Below are 25,658 nucleotides of genomic sequence, written 5' to 3' on the forward strand. Positions count from 1 at the left end.
TCCCACAAGAGTAGGCTCCCAGCAACTACCCATAAGATTAGAGTGTAGTTCCACCTATTTGCATAATACTTCCAATATGCACTCATACTTTTCCTAGCCAAGTTCTTAGTGAACTATGGGGCTACTTTATCTAATTATTAGAAGCATTAAATGAGCAATAAGAAAAAATGCACTTAAGATTTGCCTACTTAATGGTCCAACACGATGGATATGGGTAGGTGAATCGGGAAATTTGTAGGCTTATTGCTCGCTCTGTTGTACGGCTTTTAAGCGCGATTTCTCAACGTTAATGATACCAGGGTTACCAACGCGAACCGTTTGCAGTAAATGCTTGATCCACATCGGCAAAGATGGCGATAAGCGGTAATGAATCCAAAGACCTTGGCGTGTGTCTTTTAAGAATGTGGTATCGCGCAATAATGCTAAGTGGCGAGAGACTTTCGGCTGGCTTTCATTTAACGCGTTTTTAAGATCCGTGACCGTCAAATCTTGTTCGTCTTCCAAAAGCATTAATATTTTCAAGCGTAGCGGATCGCTCATCAGTTTAAAGAAGCTGCTCGGGTCAACATGCGTGTTGTTCTCTTCGCTATTAAGAAGCAAAAATAGGCTAATGCGCTCAATGAGTTCTTTGGCGGTATTTTTAAATGGCTTAAGGCCTTCCAGTGGTTTGGGATCAATAAGATTCCAATGCAGTTGATCGACATCTTGCTCGAAAATAATACATTCGTCTTTTGCGTTGTCACATAAGGTGATGACAAAGTCGTAGTGCTTGCTTTCAACGTCAGCATAATCTTTAGAGTGAAGCCCTTCACTCGTGATGTTTTGCCCATCTAAAACTTCAAACACTCTCTGGTCGACTTCACTTGGGTGAACGCCTGCGCTGTCAGCATGAAAACGGTCTCCTGCCATGTGGTTAAAGATCGCTTCGGCAAGTTGCGAGCGAGCGGAGTTACCAGTGCAAAGAAATAGGACTTGTTTTTTCATCATATCAAACTATGGATTTCAGAGGCTTGCGTCAAAATGACCATTGATACGCAACAGTATAACCTTCTGAGAGTTGAACAAGAAGCACGTATCTTTCCTTGGTCTATGAGCGGTCAGGCTACGATTCATACGAAGGAATGCGGTCATTATTTTCAATTTGTAAAAATTGTTTTAATTATCATCAAATAAAATGGGCGGTAGCGAATTTTTTCTGTGCCATTTTTTCACCTAACCTGATGAAATTAAAAGAAAGTACTAAGAAGGGTTAAATTATAATGATATTGCGAATTTGTTACATTTGGCGGTATGATGACGGCTTCATATTCTAAGGACTCGTCATGAATACGCCACAGAAAAGCTGGAGAACGCCACAAAACTTTCTTCTGCTGATTTCCATTATTGTTCCTATTGCCTTCTCCACTTGGATGGCGCTGCTGAACAACTTCGTTATCGAAAAAGCCAACTTTGATGGTGCCGATATCGGCTTACTGCAAAGTGTGCGTGAGATTCCCGGTTTTCTTGCTTTCACTGTTGTCTTTGTTTTGCTGTTTATCCGCGAGCAACGTTTTATGTTGGTCTCGCTCGCCATGCTGACACTGGGCACGGCAATCACAGGTTACTTACCATCTTTGTTTGGACTTCTTTTTACTACCTTGTTGATGTCGACTGGCTTCCACTATTTCGAAACACTGAAGCAATCTTTGTCCTTACAATGGCTTTCTAAAGAAGAAGCGCCAGAGATATTGGGTAAGTTCATCTCGGTTGGGGCGTTAGCGTCTTTAATTACCTATGGTGCGATTTGGGTACTGCTAGAACAGCTGAAGTTGGATTTTAAGACGGTCTATTTATTGGCAGGCGGTATGGGTTTTATCCTGATTATGGTGATGGTGTTTGCGTTTCCTGAATTCAAAACGGAAGTACCACAAAACAAAAAGTTGGTGCTGCGTAAGCGCTACTGGCTTTACTATGCATTGACCTTTATGAGCGGTGCTCGCCGTCAAATCTTCACAGTATTCGCCGGTTTCTTGATGGTGGAGAAGTTTGGCTATTCGGCTGCGGACATCACACTACTTTTCTTAATCAACTATTTGTTCAACTTCCTGTTTGCTAAACGTATTGGTCGCTTTATCGGAGCCGTTGGTGAGCGCAAAGCATTGATGTTTGAATATGTGGGACTGATTTTTGTCTTCGTCGGCTACGGTTTAGTGCAAACTGCTGAGTGGGCGGCAGCATTGTACGTGATTGACCATTTGTTCTTTGCGCTGGCACTCGCAATCAAAACTTACTTCCAGAAGATTGCCGATCCGGCAGATATGGCATCAACGGCGGGTGTGGCGTTTACCATCAACCACATCGCCGCTGTAGTGATTCCGGTAACCTTTGGTGTGATTTGGCTGGTTTCGCCTTCAAGCGTGTTTTACATTGGTGCAGCTATGGCCGCAGTGAGCTTGTTACTATCTTTAAATATCCCAGCTAAGCCGGGGGAGGGTAATGAAACACGTGTGTTGAGATGGAACTAAGTTAGTACTTACTACTCAATAACTTAACGCGAAAACTGGTTATAAAAATGGGATGCAGAGGCATCCCATTTTTGTATTCGGTTTTCAACGTGAGACTGGTTCGTTTAGAACGGATACCAAAACAGTTGAGTGTCTATAACGCGTTTGCTAATCGCAGCGACAACAATCACGACGATGCCAGCCATACATACCATATCGGCTTTGGTCAGAGGCTTTAGGCTGTACCAAGTACGAGAAGAATGACGCCCAAAACCACGCAATGTCATCGCGTTAGAGATTTGGTCAGCGCGATCTAAGCTAGAGAAAATCAAAGGGCCTAAGATCTTAGAAACGTTCTTCATACGGGTAAACAACGGCGCTTTCTTACTCAGTTCAACACCACGAGCTTGTTGAGCGTGCATGATGTTCACGAAGTCTTTCTTCACTTCTGGCAAGTAACGCAAGGTCAAACTTACTGCATAGGCGATTTTGTAAGGCACACCCATACGGTTCAAACTTGCTGCAAACTCAGTAGGATGCGTAGTAAACACAAACACCAAAGCAATTGGGAACATGCTGAAGTATTTCAGTGTCACGGTCACCAGATAAAACAAGGTCTCTTGGGTGAGTGAGTAATTACCCGGTAACGATAACAATACCGTCGTCGAGCCCATGTATTCACTGCCTTGCTGCGGCGCTAATGCGAACATAAACAACGCATTAATCAACAAAACACTGCCTGTACCGATCAGTAAAGGCTTGTACACATGGAAAGGTACTTTGGTCATTTTTAACAAACCAAGACCTACAACGATCAGTAGAGCAATGATGCGCAAATCAAAGGTCGTAAGTACCACCGTTACCCATGCAATGAACATCAAAAACTTGGTGATGCCATTGAGTTTGTGCAGTGGCGATTGGGTATCGATGTAGTTGATACCAAACTTCATCTTGTTGTCTTTCATGCCACTACTTTCTCAATGTTCTTAACATCATTATTTTGTGAATCTTGAGCTTCTGAAGCTTGTACATCAGCTTTGTTATCACGCTCTCGGCGCGCTTTTTCAACGTCAATGAAGTGCTGCATAAAGCCATTCGTGTTTTCTATGCCTAACTCAGTAGCCAGTTCATACAAGCTAGTAGTCGCCAAGTTCGCTTGGTCTAACAGTGCAGGGGAACTAAACACTTCAGTCATTGGCGCGTCAGCAATCAACTTGCTATCAGCAATCACGATGGAACGAGTGGTGTATTCCAAGACTAAGTGCATGTCATGAGAGATGATCATCACCGTAATGCCAAGTTCACGATTAAGCTTCTCGATAAAGCTCAGCATTGATGTGTAGTTACGATAATCCTGACCAGCAGTAGGCTCATCCAGAATCAAAAGCTCAGGCTCTAAGGCAAGAATCGATGCAATCGTCACACGCTTCTTCTGACCGTAGCTTAAGGCCTCAATCGGCCAATGGCGGTACTTGCTCAAACCACACAGCTCAAGGACTTCCAATACCCTCGCTTCGACTAGTGTCTCTTCAACGCCACGGTTACGCAGGCCGAAAGCCACTTCGTCGAAAATCATGTGATGCGAAATCATATGATTTGGGTTTTGCATTACCACGCCAACCTTTTGGCTGCGCTCGAAAATGGTTAGCTCGTTTAAGTCTTGGTCGTTCAAGATCATCGAACCTTGGTCTGGTTCAATCACGCCCATCACAAGCTTAGTGATGGTGGATTTGCCGGAACCGTTTTTACCCAAAACCGAAACGAATTCGCCGCGTTTTACATCGAAGCTAACGTCTTCAAGTGCGTTTTTCTCACCATCGTATGAATAGGTAAGGTTACGAACAGCCAGAAGAGTCTCGGCTTGCTTTTCAACATTGGTTGCTTTTGAGGCTTCAAACCATGCGCTGACGGCGGATTGGTATTGCGCCAATGGCAATGTACTTAAGCTCGATGGTTTTGCATCGCCTTCAATCGCGCAGCCTGCTTCTTTCAAAGCAGAAAGGTAAAGAGGCTCACGGATACCGTATTCTTCAAGGAGCGGGGACGCTAAGATTTCATCTGGTGTGGTATCTGCGATGATTTCACCGCTTTCCATCAGAATAATGCGGTCAACAGAGCGGTGCAGCACATCCTCAAGACGGTGCTCGATAATGATGATGGTTTTGCCCGTTTCGCGGTGCAGATCATCGATAATCTCGATGGTCTTTTTGCCCGCCTTTGGATCAAGGGCTGCAAGTGGTTCGTCAAACAACAAGATGTCGACGTCATCGACTAAAATACCCGCCAAAGAAACACGCTGCTTTTGACCGCCTGATAAATCGTGAGGAGAGCGATCTAACATCTGTTCCAAATCGACCATTTTGGCTGTAGCTTTGACCAAAGGGTACATGTCGATGTTAGACATCAATTGGTTTTCCAACGCGAATGCGATGTCTTCACCAATGCTCAACCCAACAAATTGGCTGTCCGTATCTTGCAGTACGGTACCAACTTGTTCGGTGAATTGGTGCATGTCAAAAGGGGCGGTGTCTTGACCATTGATTGTCAGTTTGCCACTGGTTTCCCCTTTGATAGCGTGTGGGATCAGTCCGTTAAGACATTGGCCAAGGGTAGATTTACCACTACCACTTGGACCGATAATGACGATTTTCTCTCCTTTCTCTATCCTTAGATTGATATTTTTTAGCGTCGGTTTGTCCAGCGACTCATATCTAAAAGAGAAGTTAGAAAATTCGATTGTCATTCGACATTAAGCCTCTGTTAAGTTGCGGCTTTGCTTGTTACGTTTTGCGACAGACTTAAGAATGAAGAAGCCCACAATAGCAATAAGAATAGTGTTACCCAGCGCGATGATCGACAGCTGTGTGAATACCTTAGTGAACGGTTCTGCGTACAAAATGGTGTCTAGGAAGGCTGAACAGCCATAACCGAATACGTTGCCCAACAGAGCAAGCACCACGAACAACGCGAAGTCTTTCATATTGAAGTCACCTTTCTCTAAACGGTTGCGAGTCAGAGAAGGGAAAAGACCGATAATTAAACCAACAATACCTGAACCAAGTACCCAAGTGAGCCATACGCCCCAGCCTGCAAATAGGTCGGTAACCCAGTGGCCGATAAAGCCAACCAAGAAGCCTACCAGAGGGCCGAATAATACTGAGAACAATGCCAATACCGCCATTGCTGGTTTCAGCGTCGTGTTTGCAAACACAGGGATGCCAAACATTGGCAAACCGCCGATGCCGTATAGTGCAGCACCGATTGCAATAACCACCACGGTTTTAGCAGAAAGATTCATAGATAACCTCAGTTCAATTGTCGATTTTAAAGAACGTTCACTTGCTTTGTTTTGCAGCGCTGATTGTGTAACAAAGTTTGGAAACAACCAAGCTGCTTATTGTTTGCTCTATTTTTCTTCAAGAAATGTGTGACTGAATTCACGCACCTCATTGACTGGCTTAGTTTTTCAGCAAGCATCAAAAATAAGGCGCGCATTATACAGAATATTGATAAAAGTGGGAATGCTATCTGTCTGGATGGCTAGAATGAAAACAGGGGCTGACTGTCAGCCCCTGATTACACCTTGTGATGGTTTTTTCACCTATAAATTAATGGTCTAGGTATAGGTAGTTTTGCCAGCTCTTCATACGAATAAGGACTTTGCGCATGATAGATACGTGGGTAAAGCTATCTGAGTAAACGGCGACTTCAACCGCTGTACCCATCGGCAGATGATACTCTTCTAGGTCGTCCGTGATTTTTAATGTCACGAACACGCGACCGCTGGTGCGCAGAGCTTCTGTTCCAAGCAGTGAGCCTCGCGCTTGGAATTGGCTCTCACCAATGGCTGGCAACACATCGACCACTTGACCTTTAAACACCTTGCCCGGTAATGCACGGAACATAAACTCCGCTTCAAACCCAGGCTCTAGACGTTGCAATGAGTTCTGACGAAACGCTGCCGTATAAAGCTTGTCTTCGGTATGGACAAAGGTCATTACTGGTGCGAGCGGCAAAGGTACAGCCATCACACCTGGACGCAGTGCCAATTGCGTTACATAGCCATCCGTTGGTGCGGTTACGACGGTTTGCTCTAAATTGAACTCAGCTTTTCTTAACTCGGCCAATAGTGACGCGACTTGCGTGTTTTCACCACCCACTTCAGAATCGAGCGCGATTTGCGCCTGTTCTTGCTTTGATTGCGCCACTTCTAGTGCTGCTTGCGCGGCCTTGAACGCTTGGCGACGGGTATCCAATTGTTGCTCGGTGAAGGCGCCACGATCGAAACCACGTTGGTAACGATCAAATTCGCGTTGCGCTTTATCACGTTCTGCAAGCGCTTTGATGACCGCTGCTTCTGCTTCTTGAACGCTAGACTCAAGACCAAGTGCGCCTTGGCTTGCTTCTTTTACTTTTGCTCTTAGCTTGTCTACTTCCGCTTGGAATGGAATCGGATCGATACGGAAGAGTACATCACCTTTTTGTAGCGGTTGGTTTGGTTGAACCGGAACTTCAATGACTCGACCACGAACGCCTGAAACAACAGGGGTGGTTGAGAACACTTGGTTACCAATTTGAGTAAACGGGTGGTTGTAGTTCATCAATAAGATAAGTGTACCGACCAACACTACACCACCGAGTACGGCTGTTGGCACTGTCCACTTGTTCAGTGGGATATTAAAGATTTTGAAAATCGCGATACATAGCGCGGCGTAAGTCAGAACCAGTAGTAAATCCATTATTGTTCCTCCTTACCTTGTTCTTTTTGTGCTGGAGTGCTCGATGCTGCCTTTTCGCCTTTCAGCGTAGAGACTTCTTTTTTCAATTCATTGACTTCATCAATTAGCTCTTCAAGGCGATGATGGATATCATGTGTTTCTTGTTCGAGTTGCTTGAAGCCCCAGCCTCGCTCTTTGCGCCACAACGTTGCCCAGATCCATAGGAATGGCCAAAGAGCATGAAGTGTGAAAAGGCTAACCCAGCCTGCGTAGTGTATTGCGTCTTGGTGAGGGTGCTCGCGCTCTTTTGCTATTTCATAAGGAATATCGTGAATCACGATAATTCCGTAGAAGATAACCAAAGCAACGAAAATGAGTAACCCAAGTGCAAAATAGTCTAGAAACATCTTACTTCCCTGTGCTTGTTGCTAAATAGAAAAACTTACGTAAATTAACTGTTTAAGTATTTGATAGAACAATAAGTGAATCAAGTTATTTATAGCTCAATCCACAGTTATTGAGAGATACGGCATGGAATACGAAGGAGTAAACAGTGCTATATTCTGGTGAGATTGCCGCGATCAGCGCCGCAATTGTTTGGGCATGTGCGACTTGGATATACAGTCAATTCAGCCATCGTTTTTCTGCCATGCAACTTAACATTGTCAAAGGGGTGAGCGCCTCGATGATGATGTTGGTCGTGATTCCTTTTCTCCCCCAAGGTCTGCCAAGCCAAATCGAACCTATTCATCTTGCTGTATTAGCAGTGTCCGGTGTCATTGGTATTGCCATTGGTGATAGCGCTTACTTTTCTGCTCTAAAACGTATCGGACCAAATAAAACGTTATTGTTGGAGTCCCTTGCTCCACCGTTGTCTGGCGTGCTTGCGTTGGTATTTCTCGGCTCGGAGCTGACGTTACAAAGTTGGCTTGGTGTAGTAGTGACGACCGCTGCAGTCACTTTTGTTGTCTTTCAGCCCTCTTCAACAGGTGAAGAAACCAATTGGAGTGGTATCGGATTTGGTCTGTTGGCGAGTGTATGCCAAGCAACGGGTGTGGTGATTTCTCACTATGCATTGGTGGCAGGGGATCTTCCACCTTTGTTGGGGGCATTAATCAGACTCAGCATTGGTGTGGTTGCGGTTTGTTTGGTAATTAAAGTTGTTGAGCCTGCGCCGTTCAAAGGCATCAAGCAACATATTCAAGAGATGGGTAATAAGGCGATGGGATGGCTGTTATTAGCGATTTTCGTCGGTACTTTCCTCGCGCTTTGGCTACAACAAATCGCTTTGAAATACGCCAACCCAGCGATAGCACAAACCTTAATCGCCACTAGCCCACTGTTTATCTTGGTGATTTACGCTATGAAAGGTGAAAAGGTAGGAGCGAAGAGCGTGATTGGAACATTAGTCGCGCTCGGTGGCATTTCGCTGTTCTTTCTTTAAAGCATTCTCTTAGTTAGTTGAAGCAATATACAAAAATGCCCCAGTTTGAGCTGGGGCGTTTTTTATAGATTGAAAATCTGGCTTATAGCTCAGTACACACTTGGTTTCGACCATTGGCTTTCGCGCGGTATAGAGCTTTGTCGGCACGGTAGAAGGTGCGCTGAGTATTCTCACCTTCACGGTGTAGGGTAATGCCGATGGAGACGGTCAAACCGCGCTCACCCAAGATTTCATGCCAACCAAACTGGTAAATGCGCTCACGGTAGTTTTCAGCGTGCATTTCAGCTTTAGCGACTTCGGTGTTTTCAAGAATCACCAAGAACTCTTCTCCACCAAAACGTACACACGAAGACCCACGGAATTTAAAGTAACCGGAGAGTTCTTTCGAAACGTTCACAATGGCTTTATCACCCACTAAGTGGCTGAGCTCATCGTTGATCGATTTGAAGTGATCAATGTCGATAACCAGTAAAGCAAAAGGCGTGTCGTGCAGCAGCAAATCTTTTAGCTTCACTTCCAACCAACGTCGGTTGTGCAAAGACGTTAGAGGATCTGTGAACACGTCTTGTTGCAACTGGGCTACCGTACTTTTTTGTTGTTGGGTCGTCTCTTTCAGCTCTTTGTTTTCAATCTCTGAAAGGATAAGTTTGAGTTGTAATTCAAAGCGGGTCAGGCGGCGCAACTGTGCTGGCCCTAGCTCACTGATTGGAATGTGTTTCACCAAGTCAGATTCGACACGAAACGCTTTCTTCTCGTAATTAAGTGCCTCTTTGAACAAACCTTGCGATGAACACACTTGACTCATTGCATTGTAAAAGCGGTTCGCAATCAGTGGTGAAGAATGTTCGTTGATACGTTTCCCCGTAGAAGCTAACAATAGGTTTGATAATGATTGATGACCAACTTCATTCAAACAGTAAGCCGTCTCGATCTTTACCATGGTCGAGAGCCAAACATTATGTTGCTTGCCTGTTGCGTATTGAATCTGAGAGATAGCAAGTAGTGCTTTGTTGTACTCTTTTTGCAGTCGAAGCAACTTAGCTCGGTATAAGTGAATTTGTCCTGTCAGATTTTTATCGCTGACGAGGATACTGAGCTCTTCGCACTCGCTTAAGAGGTCCGTCGCCGCGCCTATACGTTGCAAACTGATATAACAAGCTAGCATGTACAGCTTATAGCGTAATCTCAATGAACGGCTGCCGATAGCATGGTCAATCGCATCGATTTTTTGGTAGTAACGAAGAGCGCGGTTGTGGTCGCCATACGCGTCACAAAGGTTGCCCATGCCGATGATTGCCAGAACATACTCATCGATATAACCGTATTCGACGGCAATGTTAGTGGAAGCAATGTATTCGGTGAGTGCAGAGTTATAATCGCCTTTTTCTACCAATCGGTCACTCAAGCTGGATTTGACAGAGAGGATGTCCTCAACGTCTTCTGGCAGTTTAAGTAAATCGAGTGCATGGCGCAGTTCTTCAATGCTCTCTTGCAGCTGTTTAATCTTACTTCGATATTCCGCGCTGATGATGTAGCAGTGCGCTTTCTCTTGATTGGTCGAGGCGATATGCAGACGGATGTGTTCCCATAGGATTAGCGCTTCTTCACCGGCAACGGAAGAGGGATCCATGCCTGCATCGGTCACCTTACTAAGCAGTTGTTCCATTCTTCATTACCTCAATGTGGCTCTCTTCCAACTGCTCTAAGGTGAACGGGAAGGTTAGGATGTCCTGTAGATAAAGTGTTGGTTTAGGGCCAGTTAAACCACGGCGTTTCCATGGATAGATGTCTAACATAGCGCAAACGGTGCGGTAGAGCTCTTCGGCTGCTTGGCCCTTTTCTGCAATCAACATTGCTAAGCGGTCGCTGCTTAAGCGAGAGATAAGATCGCTAGATGTAGTGAGCGAATGAACCAACTCAGTACAGATGTCTAGGAAGGCCGGATCTGAGTGACGGATCATGATCACAGCATGGTTGGAGTGTTTTAGCTCGGTCTTAAATAGAACCAGTTGCTCCCACCAGTAAGTTTCTGACACCACGTTTGAGAACTGTTTCTCTGGATCGTATTCATGTTGGGCACGAATACGGTTAATGAGTTTTCGCGCGCGTTGCTCGAGTTGACGTTTTGAGCCTCGCGCTTTGTCCATACTGACACGATGAGTTTGCTCTTTGAGCATCTTAAGCGCGTGTCGACGGTATTTTTGGAACGCTTTGAAAGCAAGTTCGTAATCGCCTTGCTCTTCGGCTACACGGGATTGTTGGAAACAAATTTGGCTTAGCAGCTCACCGTTATCAAACGCGAGTGCTGATTGCTCGGCTAATTGCAGCAACTTTGCTGCACTCTCTGTGTTTTTACGCAGTAATTCCAGTCTTGCTCGGCTGATGAAGGAATGCGCTTTCATCCACGTCAGATCTTGCTCTATCGCAAGCTGGTGAGCTTTTTGTGTGGCTTCTTCTGCCGCATCAAGTCGCTCTAATCCTAGTAAAGCAAGGCCTTTGAAATCCCAGATCTCTGCTTGCCAAGTGCTGTCGTCGTGATCTCTGAGTACTTCAGTCGCACCATCAAGCACACTCAACATTTCAACGAAATTGTTCAGCAAGTAGTAATCCCATGCGAGCAGGATTCTGGCTTTGCCTTCTAGCCAAGCAATACGGACATTGTTTGCCACTTTCACTGCGAGTTCATGCGTAGAGGCGGCAAGCTTGTGTTCGTTGGTGATTCGCCAAACATTGCCTAAGCCAATTAATGCTTCGATTTGGATCTCGATATCGTCGACCAAAGCCGATTGCTCTAGGGCATTAATCCAGTATTGTTGTGCAGAGTAATATTTGGCTTGTCCCCAATACTGCAGGGCGAATAAATGAAGGATCTTTGGAAGGTGATCGTCAGTATCAAGTTGAATTTGGAGGTTGTAAGCGTCTTTGATCAGCTTTAAGCCATGTCGATAATCCATGCTACACCAGCAAGCATTAGACATCGCGATAAGCGCTCGAATCTCACCATCTACAAATAGAATTTGCTCTGAACGAATACGGCATTGCTCCGCGATTCGAAATGCTCGCTCAGGATCAGATTTTATCTGGCCTTCAAGGGCGTTGAGCTCGGCTTCGAGCTGAATTTGGCTTTTATCCAACGTTCACATCCATGACTATCGAACTGGAATTTACACCTAAAAACAAGTGGTTAGATGCGTATATCATTGCGGTGTAGAAAACAGCCACACCAATAAGGTATCGGATTCCGTAATGTATACCGCGCTCCGCGCTTATTTACCACTTCTAAATGAGTAAACTGTTAAATAATCATGATAACAATTGTTTGATCGTGAGTGGTGCGTCGGTGACTTTGAGCCTTTGAGCAGCAGTAAGTCCTTGCTTATCCTGATAGCACAAATTATGCCAAGCTCTGAATATATCTAAAAGAGGCAATATGCCTGCAGGACGCAATTTGCGACGTGGCTCGTTGATAAAGCTTTCAAACAGCAGTTGAAAACGATTTTGATAGAATTGGATATGACGTGTTGTTGCCACATTAAACCAGGCTTCTGGCTCGTTTTTATCGCCAGCTAAATGGCAAATACCCTTGTTACACTCATACTGGCTAGAAATTGCCCAGCGATCTCGCCACCAACTCATGTAGGCAATGTCTACTTTGCCAAATGGCGTACTCATGTCCCAAATTGCGTCTTCTTCTACGTACATCAGATCCACATTTTTCTCTTGGATACGAGACAAACAAACGCTCAACGCAGCAGAGCGGAGCAGGGGATCTTGAGGCATGTAGATAGAAACGCGCTTCTCAGGGCAGCACATATCTAGCACATGAAGATAGTGTGCGTAAGAAGTATATGGCGGACGAATCAAAGCGCCCTTGGATGGGTAATGGAACACCGAAAGGTTACCCAAAGGATCTTCAACGTTGCCACGAGCCAGAATGGTTTGATATTTCTGATCGATTCGCTCACGCAGTTTCTTAGATGGTGCTGGCGGCGGTTCACTCGCTTCCGCTGTGTATTCTTGCGAGACAAAGCGAGACACTTCATCGTATGGGTTGTGATCCAGTGTAGCGACTGGCTCATCATCAGAAGAGTAGTTCACATGCTGACAAAGAATGTAACCCGAATGCGCTTCACCCGAAGCGATCCAGTAAACGCCATTATTGCTGTTTGGCTGCAACGCGACGTAGTTTGATGCGAGCTCATAATGCTCAGCGTGGTTTACCCAGCGTGCATCAATCGTCGCCAGTTTGCGTCGGCAACGGCTAGCGATGTGGTCAACATGATCGTAAAAGGTTTTTGGGTTGATGCTGAGTTTACGGCAGATTTCACGAACGGAATAACCAGTAAACAACAAGCCCATCAAATTCTCTTGGAATTGAAGCTTTTTGTTGGCACCAGACCATTTATCGACAAAAGTACTTTGGCACACTTTGCAGCGGTAACGTTGGCGATCGCCACTGTAACCGAAAGCGTGATAGAGGTGTTTGTGCGTGTGGACAGAAAGTCCGAAGTTATCGCAATCATCATTACGACAAGCAGGTAACCCGTCACTGTGGACGTGACGCAGACGATGAAGCTCGTTCACTACATCGCGGTTATTAAGTAAGGGGGGGAAAGCTCCACACTCACGGCATACCATCGCCGGACGTTTAGGGTTAGCATGTTGCAAAACGTATCGCTTTGCATCACTCAATCCAAAGTTGTCACACGCCAATGTTTTACAAAAGTTGAGTTGTAACCCATCTGCGTCCCTTGGCAGTTCGCCGTTAGACACAATCGCCCCCTCGGGATAATTCTTGCAGCCGGTCAGGCCCCGGCTGCTATTTACTACTTAGGTGTTTCTTAGATGTTGATTGCTGTTTCTAGAGCAACTTTCATCATGTCGTTGAACGACTTTTGACGCTCTTCAGAGCTTAGTTTTTCACCACGGATGATGTGGTCAGAAACTGTTAGGATAGTTAGAGCTTTCGCGCCTAGGTCTGCAGCAACGCCGTAGATACCAGCCGCTTCCATGTCTACACCTAGGATGCCTAGTTTTTCCATTTTCTCGAACAGGTCTGCTTCTGGTGTGTAGAACAGGTCTGCAGAGAATACGTTACCAACTTTAACCGGTACTTCTTGAGCACGTGCTTGGTTAACCGCTTCTTCTAGAAGACCGTAGTCAGCGATTGCAGCGAAGTCGTGGTTGTTGAAACGGATACGGTTAACTTTTGAGTCTGTAGATGCACCCATACCGATAACAACGTCCATTAGTTTCACGTCGTCACGTACTGCACCACAGCTACCTACACGGATAACGTTTTTCACGCCGTACTCAGCGATTAGTTCGTGTACGTAGATACAGCAAGATGGGATACCCATGCCGTGGCCCATTACAGAAACTTTCTTGCCTTTGTAAGTGCCAGTAAAGCCGAACATGTTGCGAACGTCACAAACTTGTTTCACATCTTCTAGGAACGTTTCTGCGATGTATTTAGCGCGCAACGGGTCGCCTGGCATTAGAACTGTTTCAGCGAAATCACCTGGTTGTGCGTTAATGTGTGGGGTTGCCATAAGTGCTCTCCAAAGTTTTGTTCAGGTAAAACGCATCAATTATAGAATGCTATTACCAATTCTGTTGAACTTGTTCGTTTTCGTTGAGGCCATAATATCGGGATAGGGTAAGGGGACTTGAGAGTTAAGTCACAAAACGGTCGGCTTTAGTGTTTAAATATTCTGTTGATAACTAAATCTGTTGAAAGCAAAAAGGCAATCGATTTGCTTTTGAGCAGTTTGTCGATTGCGCGCACAAATTCTTCCTTTTTTCGCCTAAATTTTTTCTGAAATCGTGCTGATCGAATTCCTATATAAGTGAGTAAAACGGTTAAATTGTACAATTTATTTTCTTGTACAATCTGGTAAGGCTTGCTATAAGTTATACAACAAAACATTTTGTATAGGGATGCGTCATCATGGAATCGTCAATCAAAGTAGGTATCAGCTCTTGTGTGTTAGGTGAACGTGTACGTTTCGACTCTGGGCACAAAATCAGCAACTTCGTTACTAAAGAATTAGATGGGTACTTTAGCTTCGTGCCTGTCTGCCCAGAAGTCGGTGTTGGCATGACAGTACCTCGCCCAACCATTCGTCTAGTGAGCAACGAAGAGCGTATTGCATTGGTCGAAACAAAGAATCCTGAAAACGATCATACCGATAAAATGCTGACGTACTCAGAAAACAAAGTGAACGAGCTCCAAGGGGAACTGCTGTGTGGCTACATCGTATGTGCTAAGTCTCCAACGTGTGGCATGGAACGTGTGAAGGTTTACAGCAAGAACAGTGCTGCGAAAGAAGGCGTTGGCTTGTACACCAAAACTTTGATGGAAAAAATGCCGTGGTTACCAGTAGAAGAAGACGGTCGCCTGAACGATCCGGTATTAAAAGAGAACTTCATCACTCGCGTTTACTGTTTGAATGACTTTTATGAGTCGATGGATGGAGAGCCAACCCGCGGCAAAATTATCGAGTTTCACTCGCGCTACAAGCTGACGCTGATGGCGCACCACCCAGAGTCGTACCGTTCTCTTGGTCGATTGGTGGCTGATGTAGCGAACTATGAAATCGATGAGTTTTACAGCCAATATCGTCTGGGCTTGATGCAAGCACTACAAAACCGTGCCAGCCGCAAAAATAACACCAATGTGTTGATGCACTTACAAGGCTACTTTAAACGCTCATTAACTTCTGACGAGAAAGCAGAACTTGCGACCGTGATCAGTGACTACCGCACAGGGTTATTACCACTGCTTGCGCCGCTAACGTTAATTAAGCACTATCTCAACGCGTACCCAGATGCGTACTTACAAAAACAGAAATATCTAGAACCATACCCACAGGAGATGAGACTTCGTTATGGATTGTAGCCAAGAAGAAAAACTATACGCGATTCGAGATGTATCTGAGTTAACGGGTGTAAAGCCCGTTACTCTGCGCGCTTGGCAAAGACGCTATAACTTGATCCAACCGCAAAGAACTGAAAAAGGGCATCGCTTATATCGTCAGCAAGATTTGGACACAATACGAGAGATCCAAGGCTGGTTAGCTAAGGGCGTTGCTATCGGCAAAGTGAAGGGACTGCTAGGACAAGAGTCAGACGTTGATGTGTCAACAGACAACCAGCGTTTGGAAGAAGTTGAAGTGATGTTGAAAGCGTTGTCGGAGCTTAATCGTGGCAAAACGGAAACGCTCCTGTCTAACGTATTAAAAGAATACCCACTTAATATTGTGATTGAACAGCTGATCAATCCGGTGTTCGAAGCATTAGATCTAGTGAAAGTCTCGCTGCGTTCATTGCAACTCGGTTTGTTCCAAACGTGTCTAATTACTCGCCTCGCCCTAGTGGTGGATTCAGAGAATAAAGCCGCGTCTAAAGGGAAATGTCTGCTGGTGAGCTTCGAGCAAGCTCGTGACTCAGAGAGCTGGATTCAAGCCGCAAAACTGTGTGAACAAGGCTACCACATCACCTTAATCGACAAGGTCGAAGATGTGTCTGGTTTGATTGGGCATGATGTACTTGCTCGTTATCAGCAAGTGCATTTCTTCTCGAACAAAGCGCTGCCGATCAAACAGGTGGAAGCGTTAACTGCATTGCAAACCCGAGCACCTGAGCAAGTTCAATTTTCTGAAGTCATCGAGAAACTGCATTTCGCTAACTAGCCCAATAATAGGTAAGGAGAGGACATGATTCTGGTTTGGTTTCGACGTGATCTGAGAACGTTAGACCACACAGCGTTAAAGGCTGCCTTGGATACGGGACAACCTGTTGTGGCTGGTTTTGTTTCGACACCGGAACAATGGCAAGAGCATAATATGGCGCCAATGCAGGCAGACCTGATCGCGCGACGCTTGGTGCATCTCAATGAAGAACTCGCAGACCTCAACATTCCACTTCTCTATAAAGAAGTGCCCAAATTTTCCGACGTGGCTGAGGTCATTAAGGGGTGGGCATTATCATTAAACGCAGAAAGCGTCATGGCGAACATCCATTACGAGGTCAATGAACAAGCGCTAGACCGGGAGGTTTCAGAGGTTCTTGCTAAAAGCGAGGTCGCGTTCGAAGCTTTCCACGACAAATGTGTTCATGCGCCAACCACGGTGTTAAACAAGCAAGGTGAATACTTCAAGGTATTCACGCCATTCAAACGCGCTTGGTTGTTGAAATTCCGGATGCCAATGGTGTCCAAACCACAACCGCAAGCCGAGCTGTCCAAAAACGTGCTTCAGACAGTTGAAGCAGATATTTATCATTCCGATGTGCCTTTTTCTTACCCACGCGATTCCAGCGGACGTTGGCACGCCTCAACCACAGATATTGTCCAACAACTAAGAGAGTTCGCCCGTGAGCGCAGCGATGCATATCAAGCAGAGAGAGACCTTCCTGCTGTCGATGGCACGAGTCAGTTATCTCCCTATCTCGCAATTGGCGCGCTGTCGCCAAGACAATGTATCGCAAGGCTTTATGCAGAAAACCCACTTCCTGACCTCACCGAAGGGAAAGCCATTTGGCTGAGTGAAATTATCTGGCGAGAGTTTTACCAACACTTATTGGTGTTTGAACCAAAACTTGTTAGAGGAAAGGGCTTCATTCCATGGGAAGAAAAGATCCAATGGTCTTACGATGAGCAAGCTTTCGATCGCTGGAAAACAGGCACAACAGGGTACCCTATTGTTGATGCTGCGATGCGCCAACTGAACACGACGGGTTGGATGCACAATCGCCTACGCATGGTTGTAGCGAGCTTCTTAACTAAAGACCTGCATATTGACTGGCGTTGGGGAGAGGCATACTTCATGAGTAAGCTGGTGGATGGCGATTTCGCTGCCAACAATGGTGGATGGCAATGGTCGGCGTCTACGGGCTGTGATGGGCAACCTTATTTCCGAATCTTCAACCCTATCAGTCAGGGCGAAAAGTTTGACTCTGATGGCACTTTTGTCCGCCATTGGGTACCGGAAATTAAAGAGGTACCGAATAAGTTTATTCATAACCCTTGGCTATGGAGTGGTTTTAATTTACTGGATTATCACAAGCCGATGGTTGATCACAAGGTGGAAAGAGAGATAACCTTACGGCTCTTCAAAAACGCCAAGGAATAGAGAGAGATGCCTAGCAAGAAGCGTCCGATGAGTATCGCTAAACGAACCCTGTTGTCTGTATCGCTGTCTTTAGTGAGTGGTTTGTCATTCGCAAAGATGTACGAATTGCCGGAGGACGGGGCGCGAGTCATAGGCCGCATGGAAAACCATGTGGTTGAACAAGGCGAAACCATGGCAAACATTGCTAAGCAGTACGATGTTGGCATGCTGGCGTTAATGGCGGCTAACAAAGGCGTGGACCCTTTTCTACCAAAAGAAGGGCACGTTCTGACTATTCCTACTCAGCTTATTCTCCCAGACGTTCCCCACAAAGGCATCGTGATTAACTTGGCGGAGCTGCGTCTTTACTACTTTCCGGCTAAAGAAAATGTGGTTCATGTATTCCCGGTAGGTATTGGCCGTATTGGTCGAGACACGCCAGAGATGACAACGAGCATAAGCCAGAAGCGTCCAAACCCAACCTGGACACCACCTTCATCTATCCGTGCGGAATACAAGGCTAAGGGCATTGACCTACCTGCAGTCGTACCAGCTGGACCAGATAACCCACTTGGTATGTTTGCGCTGCGCTTGGCGTATGGTCATGGTGAGTACTTGATCCACGGTACTAACAAAGACTTTGGTATTGGCATGCGTGTAAGTGCGGGTTGTATCCGTATGGACCCTAATGATATCGAGTGGTTATTCGACAAGGTACGTCGTGGTGAAAAAGTGAAGATCATCAATCAGCCGGTGAAAGTCACACTAGAACCAGACCGCAGTGTATTTGTTGAGGCGCATGAACCATTGACTCGCAGTAACGGCGAGAAAGATCACTTACAAATTCCACAAGAGTTGAATTGGTGGTTGGATGAATATGGGATGACGAATGCGAAAGCTAAAGCAACGATTGCTGCTCAGAATGGTGTTCCAGTAGAAATAACCGCGCCTTAACAAGCGTTAAAGCGCGGAATCACATCTTACTTAGTGTAAGACTGAGCGATGTTGTCGATACGCTCGTTAGCACGTGCAGCTTCTTCTTGAGCTGCCATAGCCGCGTCATTAGACTTTTGAACGTCAGATTGTAGAGACTGAACGTCTTGGCTTAGTTGGCTAACTTGGTTGCTTAGTTCGTCTAGTTTAGTAGCTGTTGCTGCTTCGTCAGAAGAAGCACAACCTGCTAGTAGAAGTACTGAAGTTGCTGCAGCTGCGATCAACGTTTTGTTCATTTTAGAACTCCTTGCCTATAGTTAAATTCCTACGCTATACGTTTTGTGTCATATAGTCATAGTGGTAAATGTGAATACATTCTATCAGTACATGATGTAGCAAAAGTCAAAAAAATCCAAGGATTTCATAGAGTACCTGATACGGACGCTAACCTTTAGTTTACATAAGTGAGCGTTTACTCACCTTTAACGCCTGTATCGGGTAGTACAGCAGCTCTTTTACCACGTCCCTGATATCAATAATTTAGACGAAATTTACACAAATGAAAGTTTCTTAGATGAATCTTTATTTTTTCTAATGGAATTAGTTTGTGTGATCTCTATCTATACTCCTATGATTTGCGGTATTATATCGAGCTTTTATTTTTTGCTGCGTTAGAGCGGAAACGACACTGAAAAAGCGCTCAAACGATGACTATTTATTGGAGAATACTTTGCAATTTAAAGATCTAGGCCTAGACAACCGATTGTTGAAGAACCTAAAACACTACGATTTCAAAAAAGCGACTGACATTCAGAAGCAGGCGATTCCTGTTGCGATTGCAGGCAAGGATCTATTGGCATCTTCGAAAACGGGTTCGGGTAAGACTTTGGCGTTTGTATTACCAATGCTTCACAAGTCACTAAAGACGAAGTCGTTTTCTGCAAAAGACCCTCGTGCAGTCATCCTTGCTCCTACGCGTGAGCTAGCAAAACAAGTATATGGCGAGCTTCGTTCAATGCTTGGTGGTCTGAGTTATGACGCAGCATTGATTCTTGGTGGTGAGAATTTTAACGATCAGGTGAAAGCGCTACGCCGCTACCCGAAGTTCATCGTGGCAACACCAGGACGTTTGGCTGACCACCTAGAGCATCGCTCTCTGTTTCTTGATGGTTTGGAAACGCTGATTCTGGATGAAGCTGACCGTATGCTCGATCTAGGTTTTGCACCAGAGCTTCGTCGTATCCACAAAGCGGCGAAGCACCGTCGTCGTCAAACTCTGATGTTCTCAGCAACGCTCGACCACGCAGAAGTGAATGACATTGCATCAGAGATGCTGAATGCGCCAAAACGTATTGCTATCGGCGTATCAAACGAAGAGCACAAAGACATCACTCAAAAATTCTACTTGTGTGATCACCTAGATCACAAAGAAGCGATCCTTGAGCGTGTTCTTGAAGAGGCCGAATACCGTCAGGTGATCATCTTTACTGCAACTCGTGATGACACTGAGCGTCTAACGAACAAGTTGAATGAGAAGAAGCTTAAAGCGGTCGCGCTGAGCGGTAACTTGAACCAGACTCAACGTAACACCATCATGAGTCAGTTTGAGCGTGCTGTATTTAAGATTCTAGTAACGACAGACGTTGCATCTCGTGGTCTTGATATCGCAACAGTAACGCACGTTATCAACTTCGATATGCCGAAGCACACAGAAGAATACGTGCACCGTGTTGGTCGTACTGGTCGTGCGGGTAACAAAGGTGACGCAGTGTCTCTTGTTGGCCCTAAAGACTGGGACAGCTTTAAGCGTGTTGAAACTTACCTACAGCAAGATTTGAACTTCTCTGTATTTGAAGATTTAAAAGGTAAATTCAAGGGCTTGAAACCACGTAAGCCTGATTTCCGTGGTAAGAAGACAGAAACCAAAAAAGCACGCCCACAAGCGAAAAAAGTCGCGAAGAAACCTGCTAAGCGCGATAAAGGTTTCTACCAAAACGTGGCAGTGGGTGAAAACGTGTTTATCCCTAAGAAAAAGCCAGCGGAACCAAAAGCTGAAGATTAATCTTCAACTCAGCGCTAGAGGTTAACTGAATTCAAATCCGAGCTTACGAGCTCGGATTTTTTATATCTGAAATTTGCCTTCTCACGGGCTATTGTTTAGCTGTTCTAAACAAGGGTTAAATAGTCTTTGATTTTTCTGAACGCCAATTTTGCATAGCATAGGTTTCCAGAAGAGGAGGCAAAATATGTATCAAGAAGAACAGTGGTTAGAAGACATCGATCTGAGCCTTACAGAACAACAGTGCAAATCGTTAGGTTGGGGAAAGAAAGGCATCTGGGTTGAGATGTTGACGTTTCTCTGCTTAGCGTTGGTGAGTTGTACCTTAGTGCACAATCACGGAGGCTCACATGATTACTGAAAAGTCTCAAATGGGTGAATTGATTAAATCGGTCGTTTTTTCCTCCCTCTATTTTGTTGGATTTCTTGCTTTACTTTGGGTTGTAACTAGTCATCTTTTCTAGTTTTTCTACTTCTTTTGAGCTACTGACTAAAGTAAAAAAGTTACCCTCGTCACCTTCTTCAGGTGACGTTTTCATTTCTAGATTCTTAATTGCATAGCAATAGATGACTTATCTAACAATAGCTTTGCATAACAGTGCATTCATCCATGATTTAAACGTTTGACATAATAAAAACCGATAAAAACATCACGAAAACATGCAAATGATAATTGATCTCATTTTTATTTAAAGGCAGAATACGCGACATAACATTAATCCTATAAATAGTTGTGCCATTTATATGAAATTTAGTCATGTTTTTTTGGGGCTTTTAGTCACCTCTATGCCCAGTGTTGCCTCGGATAACTTTAATTGGCTGAGAGACGATTCCAGACAAGATGAGCGAGTCCTTTCTTACCTCAAGCAACAGAACCAAAAAACAGAACAATTTCAGAAACGTTATGACGAGATTACCCAAAATCTGTTGAGCCAATGGGAATCCATGGCAGCAGAAAAAGGCGAGAAGCCTTGGGCGATCAAAAACGGTCAAGAATGGAACCTGACTCGTCGACAAGGCAACTTTGTTTTGCTTTCGCGAGCTTATAACAACGCGCAAGAGAAAGTGGTTTACGATTTCTCTTTTCGCCAAGAAGAACGTCAGTATTTCCAAATTGGTCAATGGCGTATTCAAGGCGATTCTTTGTTGTTTACAGAAGATATTGATGGCAGCGAGCAGTACCGTGCTGTATTGGTTGATCTAAAGAGTGGTGCTGCACGTGAGCTTATCAGCAACATTGATAATGGGGTTCTGCTCTCACCAAATGCCAAGTTTGCTCTCGTTGTATCAAAAGAAGCGAAAACTCAGCGCCCTTACCAAATCGTCCGAATTAATACTCAAACCAATGAGCAGAAAGTACTTTGGCAAGAGGACAAGACCGATTGGCTTATGTCTTTCTATCCAGCAGCCGACGCGCGTTTCGCACTGGTACAAAGTAACAATGAATCGACCACCGAACAAAAGATCCTAAACCTTGATTCTGGAGAGCTAACGGCCTCGCTACGTAAACCGGAATCCGGTGTGGAGTATTATGCAGATGTTGCTCAAGATAGAGTCTTTCTCAACAGCAATCTTAATGGTCAGTTTGGTTTGTTTGAAACTGCGATGCCCGAGAAAGACGTGGACACTGCTGAGTCTAATTGGAAGTCTTTCTTACGCTCAGAAAATGGCGTAGAACAATTTTACTTGTACGATGCGGGACTTGTGGCATTAACCAAGCAAAACAATCAAACGACAATCTCGGTTTACTCGTATGATGGCAAGGAGAAAAAATCTCTTCCGTTAGAGTCGGAAGGTCGCGTTGCTTGGTTGAGCACTCTTGGTGATTACCGCTCTAACAAAATCCGCATTCGTAGTATGTCGATGACGACACCGCCGTTGTGGGAAGAGTTTGATGTTAAAGTACTGACAAAGACAAATCTCTCGCAAGATATTTATCACGGCTTCTCTAGCCAAGATTATGTTTCTCAACGCATTATGGTCAAAAGCCAAGGCGTGGAAGTGCCGGTTTCTCTTGCTTATCGCAAAGATAAGCTCAGCGACAACGCTCCTGTTGTGCTGTACGGCTATGGCGCTTACGGATTTACCATGAAACCTTACTTCATGCCTCAAACCGTGAGCTTACTAGATCAAGGCGTTATCTACGCGATAGCGCATGTTCGTGGTGGCGGTTACTTTGGTGCTGACTGGCACGAGCAAGGCCGAGGCGTTCTTAAAGCTAACTCTATCAATGACTTCACGGCAGCTGCGCAAGCACTTAAACACTTTGATGGTGGTGAACGTGATGTCTACGCGATTGGATCGAGTGCTGGTGGCACTTTAGTTGCCGGCTCGATCAACCAAGCTCCTGACTTGTTTGCTGGCGCGGTGATGAAGGTTCCGTTTGTCGATGTCGTTGCTAGCATGTCCGATACGACGTTACCACTTACCGCACAACAATATGGAGAATGGGGGAATCCGACACTCCCAGAGCAGCTCAAAGCGATGCAAGCTTATGATCCTATCCTCAATATCCATAAAGATGCTTACCCACCCATGTTGGTTCAAGTCGGATTGAACGACCAACGTGTGCCTTATTGGGAAGGCGCGAAGTATCTCGCTCAAATTTCGTCGACCAGTGAATCGACAGGCCCTTATTTGTTGCAAACGGATTTTCACTCTGGCCACCGCATGGATCCAAGGCAGGCAAGAGAGCAACAAGCGAAGGAATACGCATTTCTACTATCACTCATTAAAACATCTAAAGCGGAGCAGTAAATGAAGCTTACCCCAGTGTCAGCGGCAGTACTTTCGGTACTTGCTGCCAGTCAAGTGCACGCCGAATCTAAGGTTTTCTCAATGGAAGAGGTGGTTGTAACCGCCAATAAAATCGATCAGCCATTGTCAAAAGTGGCAGGTAGTGTCGCGGTTATCACAAACGAGCAAATCGAAGAACGAGGCGAAACCGAGCTTTATGACGTGCTGCGTAACGAACCTGGTGTAAGCGTGACGGGAGGTGCAGGACGTCCGCAAAACATTACCATCCGTGGTATGACAGGTAACCGCATTATGATCGTTCGTGATGGCATTCGTTCTGCGGATGGCTTCGGTGCGAATGACATTAATGATGCAGTTGGGCGAGATACTTTTGATTTATCCAATTTTGAATCGCTGCAAATCATTAAAGGTGCAAGCTCTTCGGTGCATGGCTCTGGCGCGATCGGCGGTGTGGTGATTTTAGAATCCAGTAAGCCGGGTGATTTCTTAAAAGACAAAGACTTCTACACCGATGTTTCCGGTACTTACAACGATATCAGCAACAAGTACAAAGGCACGAGTAATCTAGCTTTCCGCTCCGGCGATACAGAGAGTTTGTTTAACGTTTCATACTGGCAAGGGCAAGAGACACGTAACTTTGATGAAGATTTGTATAACCGCGACCTAGATGGTTACAGCGGTGCTTATACAATCAACCACTTTTTCAATGAAGAGGTGATGTTGAAAGCCAAAGCGGAACTCTACACCCAGAATCAAGAGCGTTTGGAGGGTTCACCGTCCATTCAACCTGATGGAATCTGGCATATTGAAGACTTTGCTGAAGATGAAACCTCCGAAGAGTACAGCGCTTACATTGGTGTGGAGGTGACACCGATTAATCCAACTTGGTTCGAAGAGTTGGATACCAAAGTTTACTGGCGTCACACCGAAGTCGTGGAAGACACCAACCGTTTAATGCGCCAAGTGGATCACAATGGTTTGATCACCAAACGTCGCGAGCTGGAACACAAAACCTTCATCGATGAGACAATTGGTTTCCGTGGCGACTTCACCAATACGATTTATGCAGCAAATGTAGAGCACCAATTGGCTTACGGTGTTGAGCTTTCTACTGACTATTACGAACGCACAGATAGCGACTCCAAGATTGATTGGAACGGCGTAACACCTTCGACCAAACAACCATTCGCCCCTGCTCGTGCTTATAACATTGGTTTGTATGTTCGAGACATGGTGGAACTGGATAAATGGACCATCACAGGCGGCTTACGCTTTGATGCGCACCGTCTAACGCCGGACGGTGAGGGCGAAGTGGGCGGCTTCCCATTAAAGGACATGGATAGCTCGGAGGTGTCTCCAAGCCTGTCGGTTTCTCGTGAAATGTTTGCCAACAACATCGTTTATGTGTCGTACAACCACGGTTACCGAGCTCCGGAATACGACAAAGCATATGGCTTCGTGAGTCATGATTTCGTACCGCTAACGCCTTTTGTTATCGCGCCCAACTTAGACCTAGAAGCTGAAACTTCGGACTCATTTGAAATCGGTAACAAGTTCGATAACGGTCGTGCGTATGTCTATGCGTCTGTGTTCTACAACAAGTTTGAAAACTTCATCGATGTTGTGACTACTGGCTTTGATTCAAGCACAGGTAATTACATCAAACAGTACCAAAACCTTGATGGCGTAGAGACTTATGGCGCAGAGCTTTCTGCGGGTTACGCGCTAACCAAACAATGGGACATCAGCACTAAGTTTGGCTACGTAGATGGCAAAGACGCGGAAGGCGAATACGTTCGAAGTATTACGCCATTCGAAGGTAACGCTCAACTGAAATACGTCAACCAAGACTTCAACGCTTACGTGGCTTGGAACTGGGCCGCTGCCATGGAGCGCGTTCCTAAATGCCAGACCACGCTTGGTCTAGCGACAGAGTGTGCGCAGACAAGCGCCTGGAATACGTTTGATCTTGGCGCAACTTACCACGTTTCCAAAGACCTTCGTGTTAGCGCAAACATCGTCAACCTGTTCGACAAAGAGTACATCCGATACCAAGACGCAGCGGGTATCGCTGAGGAAAGTAAGCGTTACTCAACGGAGCCTGGGCGCTACTTCACGCTAAATGCAAAATACGAATTCTAGGACGAAATC

General features: G+C 45.4%; 21 protein-coding genes. 10 read left to right on the top strand and 11 right to left on the bottom strand.

Annotated features, from left to right (window positions below; translation table 11 throughout):
* Positions 1-240 precede the first annotated feature (240 nt).
* Positions 241-987 carry a metalloregulator ArsR/SmtB family transcription factor gene (locus QTO06_RS18540; protein WP_331409300.1) on the bottom strand — a complete coding sequence of 249 codons (747 nt, stop codon included), beginning with the start codon at positions 985-987 and terminating at the stop codon, positions 241-243.
* A 335-nt stretch (positions 988-1,322) separates the two neighbouring features.
* Here QTO06_RS18540 and QTO06_RS18545 point away from each other — a divergent pair, with 335 nt between their 5' ends.
* Complete coding sequence (locus QTO06_RS18545; RefSeq protein ID WP_331409302.1) at positions 1,323-2,504, top strand: MFS transporter; 1,182 nt, start codon at positions 1,323-1,325, stop codon at positions 2,502-2,504.
* Positions 2,505-2,608: 104 nt separating this feature from the next.
* On the opposite strand, the gene QTO06_RS18550 is transcribed toward QTO06_RS18545, so the two are convergent.
* The 5 genes from QTO06_RS18550 to QTO06_RS18570 form a co-directional block, all read right to left on the bottom strand.
* Positions 2,609-3,448, bottom strand: coding sequence for an energy-coupling factor transporter transmembrane component T family protein (locus QTO06_RS18550; protein ID WP_331409303.1), 840 nt, complete (start codon positions 3,446-3,448; stop codon positions 2,609-2,611).
* The gene (locus QTO06_RS18555; protein ID WP_331409304.1) at positions 3,445-5,226 is read right to left on the bottom strand and encodes an ABC transporter ATP-binding protein; all 1,782 of its coding nucleotides are present in this window, start codon (positions 5,224-5,226) and stop codon (positions 3,445-3,447) included. Before QTO06_RS18555 ends, QTO06_RS18550 begins: the two co-directional genes overlap by 4 nt.
* 6 nt (positions 5,227-5,232) lie before the next feature.
* Entirely contained in the window at positions 5,233-5,781 is a 549-nt protein-coding gene (locus tag QTO06_RS18560) for an ECF-type riboflavin transporter substrate-binding protein (RefSeq protein WP_005432209.1), read from the bottom strand.
* A gap of 310 nt (positions 5,782-6,091) precedes the next feature.
* A complete protein-coding gene (locus tag QTO06_RS18565; protein WP_005432207.1) occupies positions 6,092-7,222 on the bottom strand; it encodes an HlyD family secretion protein in 1,131 nt (376 codons plus the stop codon).
* Complete coding sequence (locus tag QTO06_RS18570; RefSeq protein WP_005432206.1) at positions 7,222-7,608, bottom strand: DUF3302 domain-containing protein; 387 nt, start codon at positions 7,606-7,608, stop codon at positions 7,222-7,224. Before QTO06_RS18570 ends, QTO06_RS18565 begins: the two co-directional genes overlap by 1 nt.
* Positions 7,609-7,754: 146 nt before the next feature.
* On the opposite strand from QTO06_RS18570, the gene QTO06_RS18575 reads away from it, so the two are divergent.
* Positions 7,755-8,645 (top strand): DMT family transporter, encoded by an 891-nt coding sequence (locus QTO06_RS18575; RefSeq protein ID WP_331409306.1) that lies wholly within the window; start codon positions 7,755-7,757, stop codon positions 8,643-8,645.
* 82 nt (positions 8,646-8,727) lie between these two features.
* Here the strand turns inward: QTO06_RS18575 and QTO06_RS18580 are convergent, their stop codons facing one another.
* The 4 genes from QTO06_RS18580 to deoD all read right to left on the bottom strand — a co-directional run bounded on the left by QTO06_RS18580 (position 8,728) and on the right by deoD (position 14,197).
* Positions 8,728-10,311: a GGDEF domain-containing protein gene (locus QTO06_RS18580; RefSeq protein WP_331409308.1), complete on the bottom strand. Its 1,584-nt coding sequence runs from the start codon at positions 10,309-10,311 to the stop codon at positions 8,728-8,730.
* Positions 10,295-11,779, bottom strand: a complete 1,485-nt coding sequence (locus QTO06_RS18585; RefSeq protein WP_331409309.1) for a tetratricopeptide repeat protein — start codon at positions 11,777-11,779, stop codon at positions 10,295-10,297. Before QTO06_RS18585 ends, QTO06_RS18580 begins: the two co-directional genes overlap by 17 nt.
* A gap of 169 nt (positions 11,780-11,948) precedes the next feature.
* Complete coding sequence (locus QTO06_RS18590; RefSeq protein WP_331409310.1) at positions 11,949-13,418, bottom strand: lactate dehydrogenase; 1,470 nt, start codon at positions 13,416-13,418, stop codon at positions 11,949-11,951.
* Positions 13,419-13,486: 68 nt separating this feature from the next.
* Positions 13,487-14,197 (bottom strand): purine-nucleoside phosphorylase, encoded by a 711-nt coding sequence (gene deoD, locus QTO06_RS18595; RefSeq protein ID WP_005441106.1) that lies wholly within the window; start codon positions 14,195-14,197, stop codon positions 13,487-13,489.
* 398 nt (positions 14,198-14,595) lie between these two features.
* On the opposite strand from deoD, the gene QTO06_RS18600 reads away from it, so the two are divergent.
* From QTO06_RS18600 to QTO06_RS18615, 4 genes are read left to right on the top strand one after another with little or no spacing between them, the layout of a single operon-like run.
* Positions 14,596-15,546 carry a YbgA family protein gene (locus QTO06_RS18600; RefSeq protein WP_331409311.1) on the top strand — a complete coding sequence of 317 codons (951 nt, stop codon included), beginning with the start codon at positions 14,596-14,598 and terminating at the stop codon, positions 15,544-15,546.
* On the top strand, positions 15,536-16,339 hold the full coding sequence (locus QTO06_RS18605; RefSeq protein ID WP_005432196.1) for a MerR family transcriptional regulator: 804 nt from the start codon (positions 15,536-15,538) through the stop codon (positions 16,337-16,339). Before QTO06_RS18600 ends, QTO06_RS18605 begins: the two co-directional genes overlap by 11 nt.
* Positions 16,340-16,363: 24 nt before the next feature.
* Positions 16,364-17,779, top strand: a complete 1,416-nt coding sequence (gene phrB / locus QTO06_RS18610; RefSeq protein ID WP_331409312.1) for a deoxyribodipyrimidine photo-lyase — start codon at positions 16,364-16,366, stop codon at positions 17,777-17,779.
* A 6-nt stretch (positions 17,780-17,785) separates the two neighbouring features.
* Positions 17,786-18,712, top strand: a complete 927-nt coding sequence (locus QTO06_RS18615) for a L,D-transpeptidase family protein (protein ID WP_005441098.1) — start codon at positions 17,786-17,788, stop codon at positions 18,710-18,712.
* 26 nt (positions 18,713-18,738) lie between these two features.
* Here the strand turns inward: QTO06_RS18615 and QTO06_RS18620 are convergent, their stop codons facing one another.
* A complete protein-coding gene (locus QTO06_RS18620) occupies positions 18,739-18,987 on the bottom strand; it encodes an Lpp/OprI family alanine-zipper lipoprotein (protein WP_005441096.1) in 249 nt (82 codons plus the stop codon).
* Between the two features lie 422 nt (positions 18,988-19,409).
* Between QTO06_RS18620 and QTO06_RS18625 the strand changes: the two genes are divergently transcribed.
* From QTO06_RS18625 to QTO06_RS18640, 4 genes are all read left to right on the top strand, one after another.
* Positions 19,410-20,753: a DEAD/DEAH box helicase gene (locus QTO06_RS18625; protein WP_005441090.1), complete on the top strand. Its 1,344-nt coding sequence runs from the start codon at positions 19,410-19,412 to the stop codon at positions 20,751-20,753.
* Between the two features lie 184 nt (positions 20,754-20,937).
* Positions 20,938-21,111 carry a hypothetical protein gene (locus tag QTO06_RS18630; RefSeq protein WP_331409315.1) on the top strand — a complete coding sequence of 58 codons (174 nt, stop codon included), beginning with the start codon at positions 20,938-20,940 and terminating at the stop codon, positions 21,109-21,111.
* Between the two features lie 383 nt (positions 21,112-21,494).
* Positions 21,495-23,507: a prolyl oligopeptidase family serine peptidase gene (locus QTO06_RS18635; RefSeq protein WP_331409316.1), complete on the top strand. Its 2,013-nt coding sequence runs from the start codon at positions 21,495-21,497 to the stop codon at positions 23,505-23,507.
* Positions 23,508-25,649, top strand: coding sequence for a TonB-dependent hemoglobin/transferrin/lactoferrin family receptor (locus QTO06_RS18640; protein WP_331409318.1), 2,142 nt, complete (start codon positions 23,508-23,510; stop codon positions 25,647-25,649).
* Positions 25,650-25,658: the final 9 nt, after the last annotated feature.

This window comes from Vibrio sp. M260121, assembly GCF_036533715.1.
Lineage (GTDB): Bacteria > Pseudomonadota > Gammaproteobacteria > Enterobacterales > Vibrionaceae > Vibrio.

Excerpts from the sequence above, each read along its gene's own strand:
- QTO06_RS18540 (WP_331409300.1), bottom strand. The coding sequence starts at position 987 with ATGATGAAAAAACAAGTCCTATTTCTTTGCACTGGTAACTCCGCTCGC.
- QTO06_RS18545 (WP_331409302.1), top strand. The coding sequence starts at position 1,323 with ATGAATACGCCACAGAAAAGCTGGAGAACGCCACAAAACTTTCTTCTG.
- QTO06_RS18550 (WP_331409303.1), bottom strand. The coding sequence starts at position 3,448 with ATGAAAGACAACAAGATGAAGTTTGGTATCAACTACATCGATACCCAA.
- QTO06_RS18555 (WP_331409304.1), bottom strand. The coding sequence starts at position 5,226 with ATGACAATCGAATTTTCTAACTTCTCTTTTAGATATGAGTCGCTGGAC.
- QTO06_RS18560 (WP_005432209.1), bottom strand. The coding sequence starts at position 5,781 with ATGAATCTTTCTGCTAAAACCGTGGTGGTTATTGCAATCGGTGCTGCA.
- QTO06_RS18565 (WP_005432207.1), bottom strand. The coding sequence starts at position 7,222 with ATGGATTTACTACTGGTTCTGACTTACGCCGCGCTATGTATCGCGATT.
- QTO06_RS18570 (WP_005432206.1), bottom strand. The coding sequence starts at position 7,608 with ATGTTTCTAGACTATTTTGCACTTGGGTTACTCATTTTCGTTGCTTTG.
- QTO06_RS18580 (WP_331409308.1), bottom strand. The coding sequence starts at position 10,311 with ATGGAACAACTGCTTAGTAAGGTGACCGATGCAGGCATGGATCCCTCT.
- deoD (WP_005441106.1), bottom strand. The coding sequence starts at position 14,197 with ATGGCAACCCCACACATTAACGCACAACCAGGTGATTTCGCTGAAACA.
- QTO06_RS18600 (WP_331409311.1), top strand. The coding sequence starts at position 14,596 with ATGGAATCGTCAATCAAAGTAGGTATCAGCTCTTGTGTGTTAGGTGAA.
- QTO06_RS18605 (WP_005432196.1), top strand. The coding sequence starts at position 15,536 with ATGGATTGTAGCCAAGAAGAAAAACTATACGCGATTCGAGATGTATCT.
- phrB (WP_331409312.1), top strand. The coding sequence starts at position 16,364 with ATGATTCTGGTTTGGTTTCGACGTGATCTGAGAACGTTAGACCACACA.
- QTO06_RS18615 (WP_005441098.1), top strand. The coding sequence starts at position 17,786 with ATGCCTAGCAAGAAGCGTCCGATGAGTATCGCTAAACGAACCCTGTTG.
- QTO06_RS18620 (WP_005441096.1), bottom strand. The coding sequence starts at position 18,987 with ATGAACAAAACGTTGATCGCAGCTGCAGCAACTTCAGTACTTCTACTA.
- QTO06_RS18630 (WP_331409315.1), top strand. The coding sequence starts at position 20,938 with ATGTATCAAGAAGAACAGTGGTTAGAAGACATCGATCTGAGCCTTACA.
- QTO06_RS18635 (WP_331409316.1), top strand. The coding sequence starts at position 21,495 with ATGAAATTTAGTCATGTTTTTTTGGGGCTTTTAGTCACCTCTATGCCC.
- QTO06_RS18640 (WP_331409318.1), top strand. The coding sequence starts at position 23,508 with ATGAAGCTTACCCCAGTGTCAGCGGCAGTACTTTCGGTACTTGCTGCC.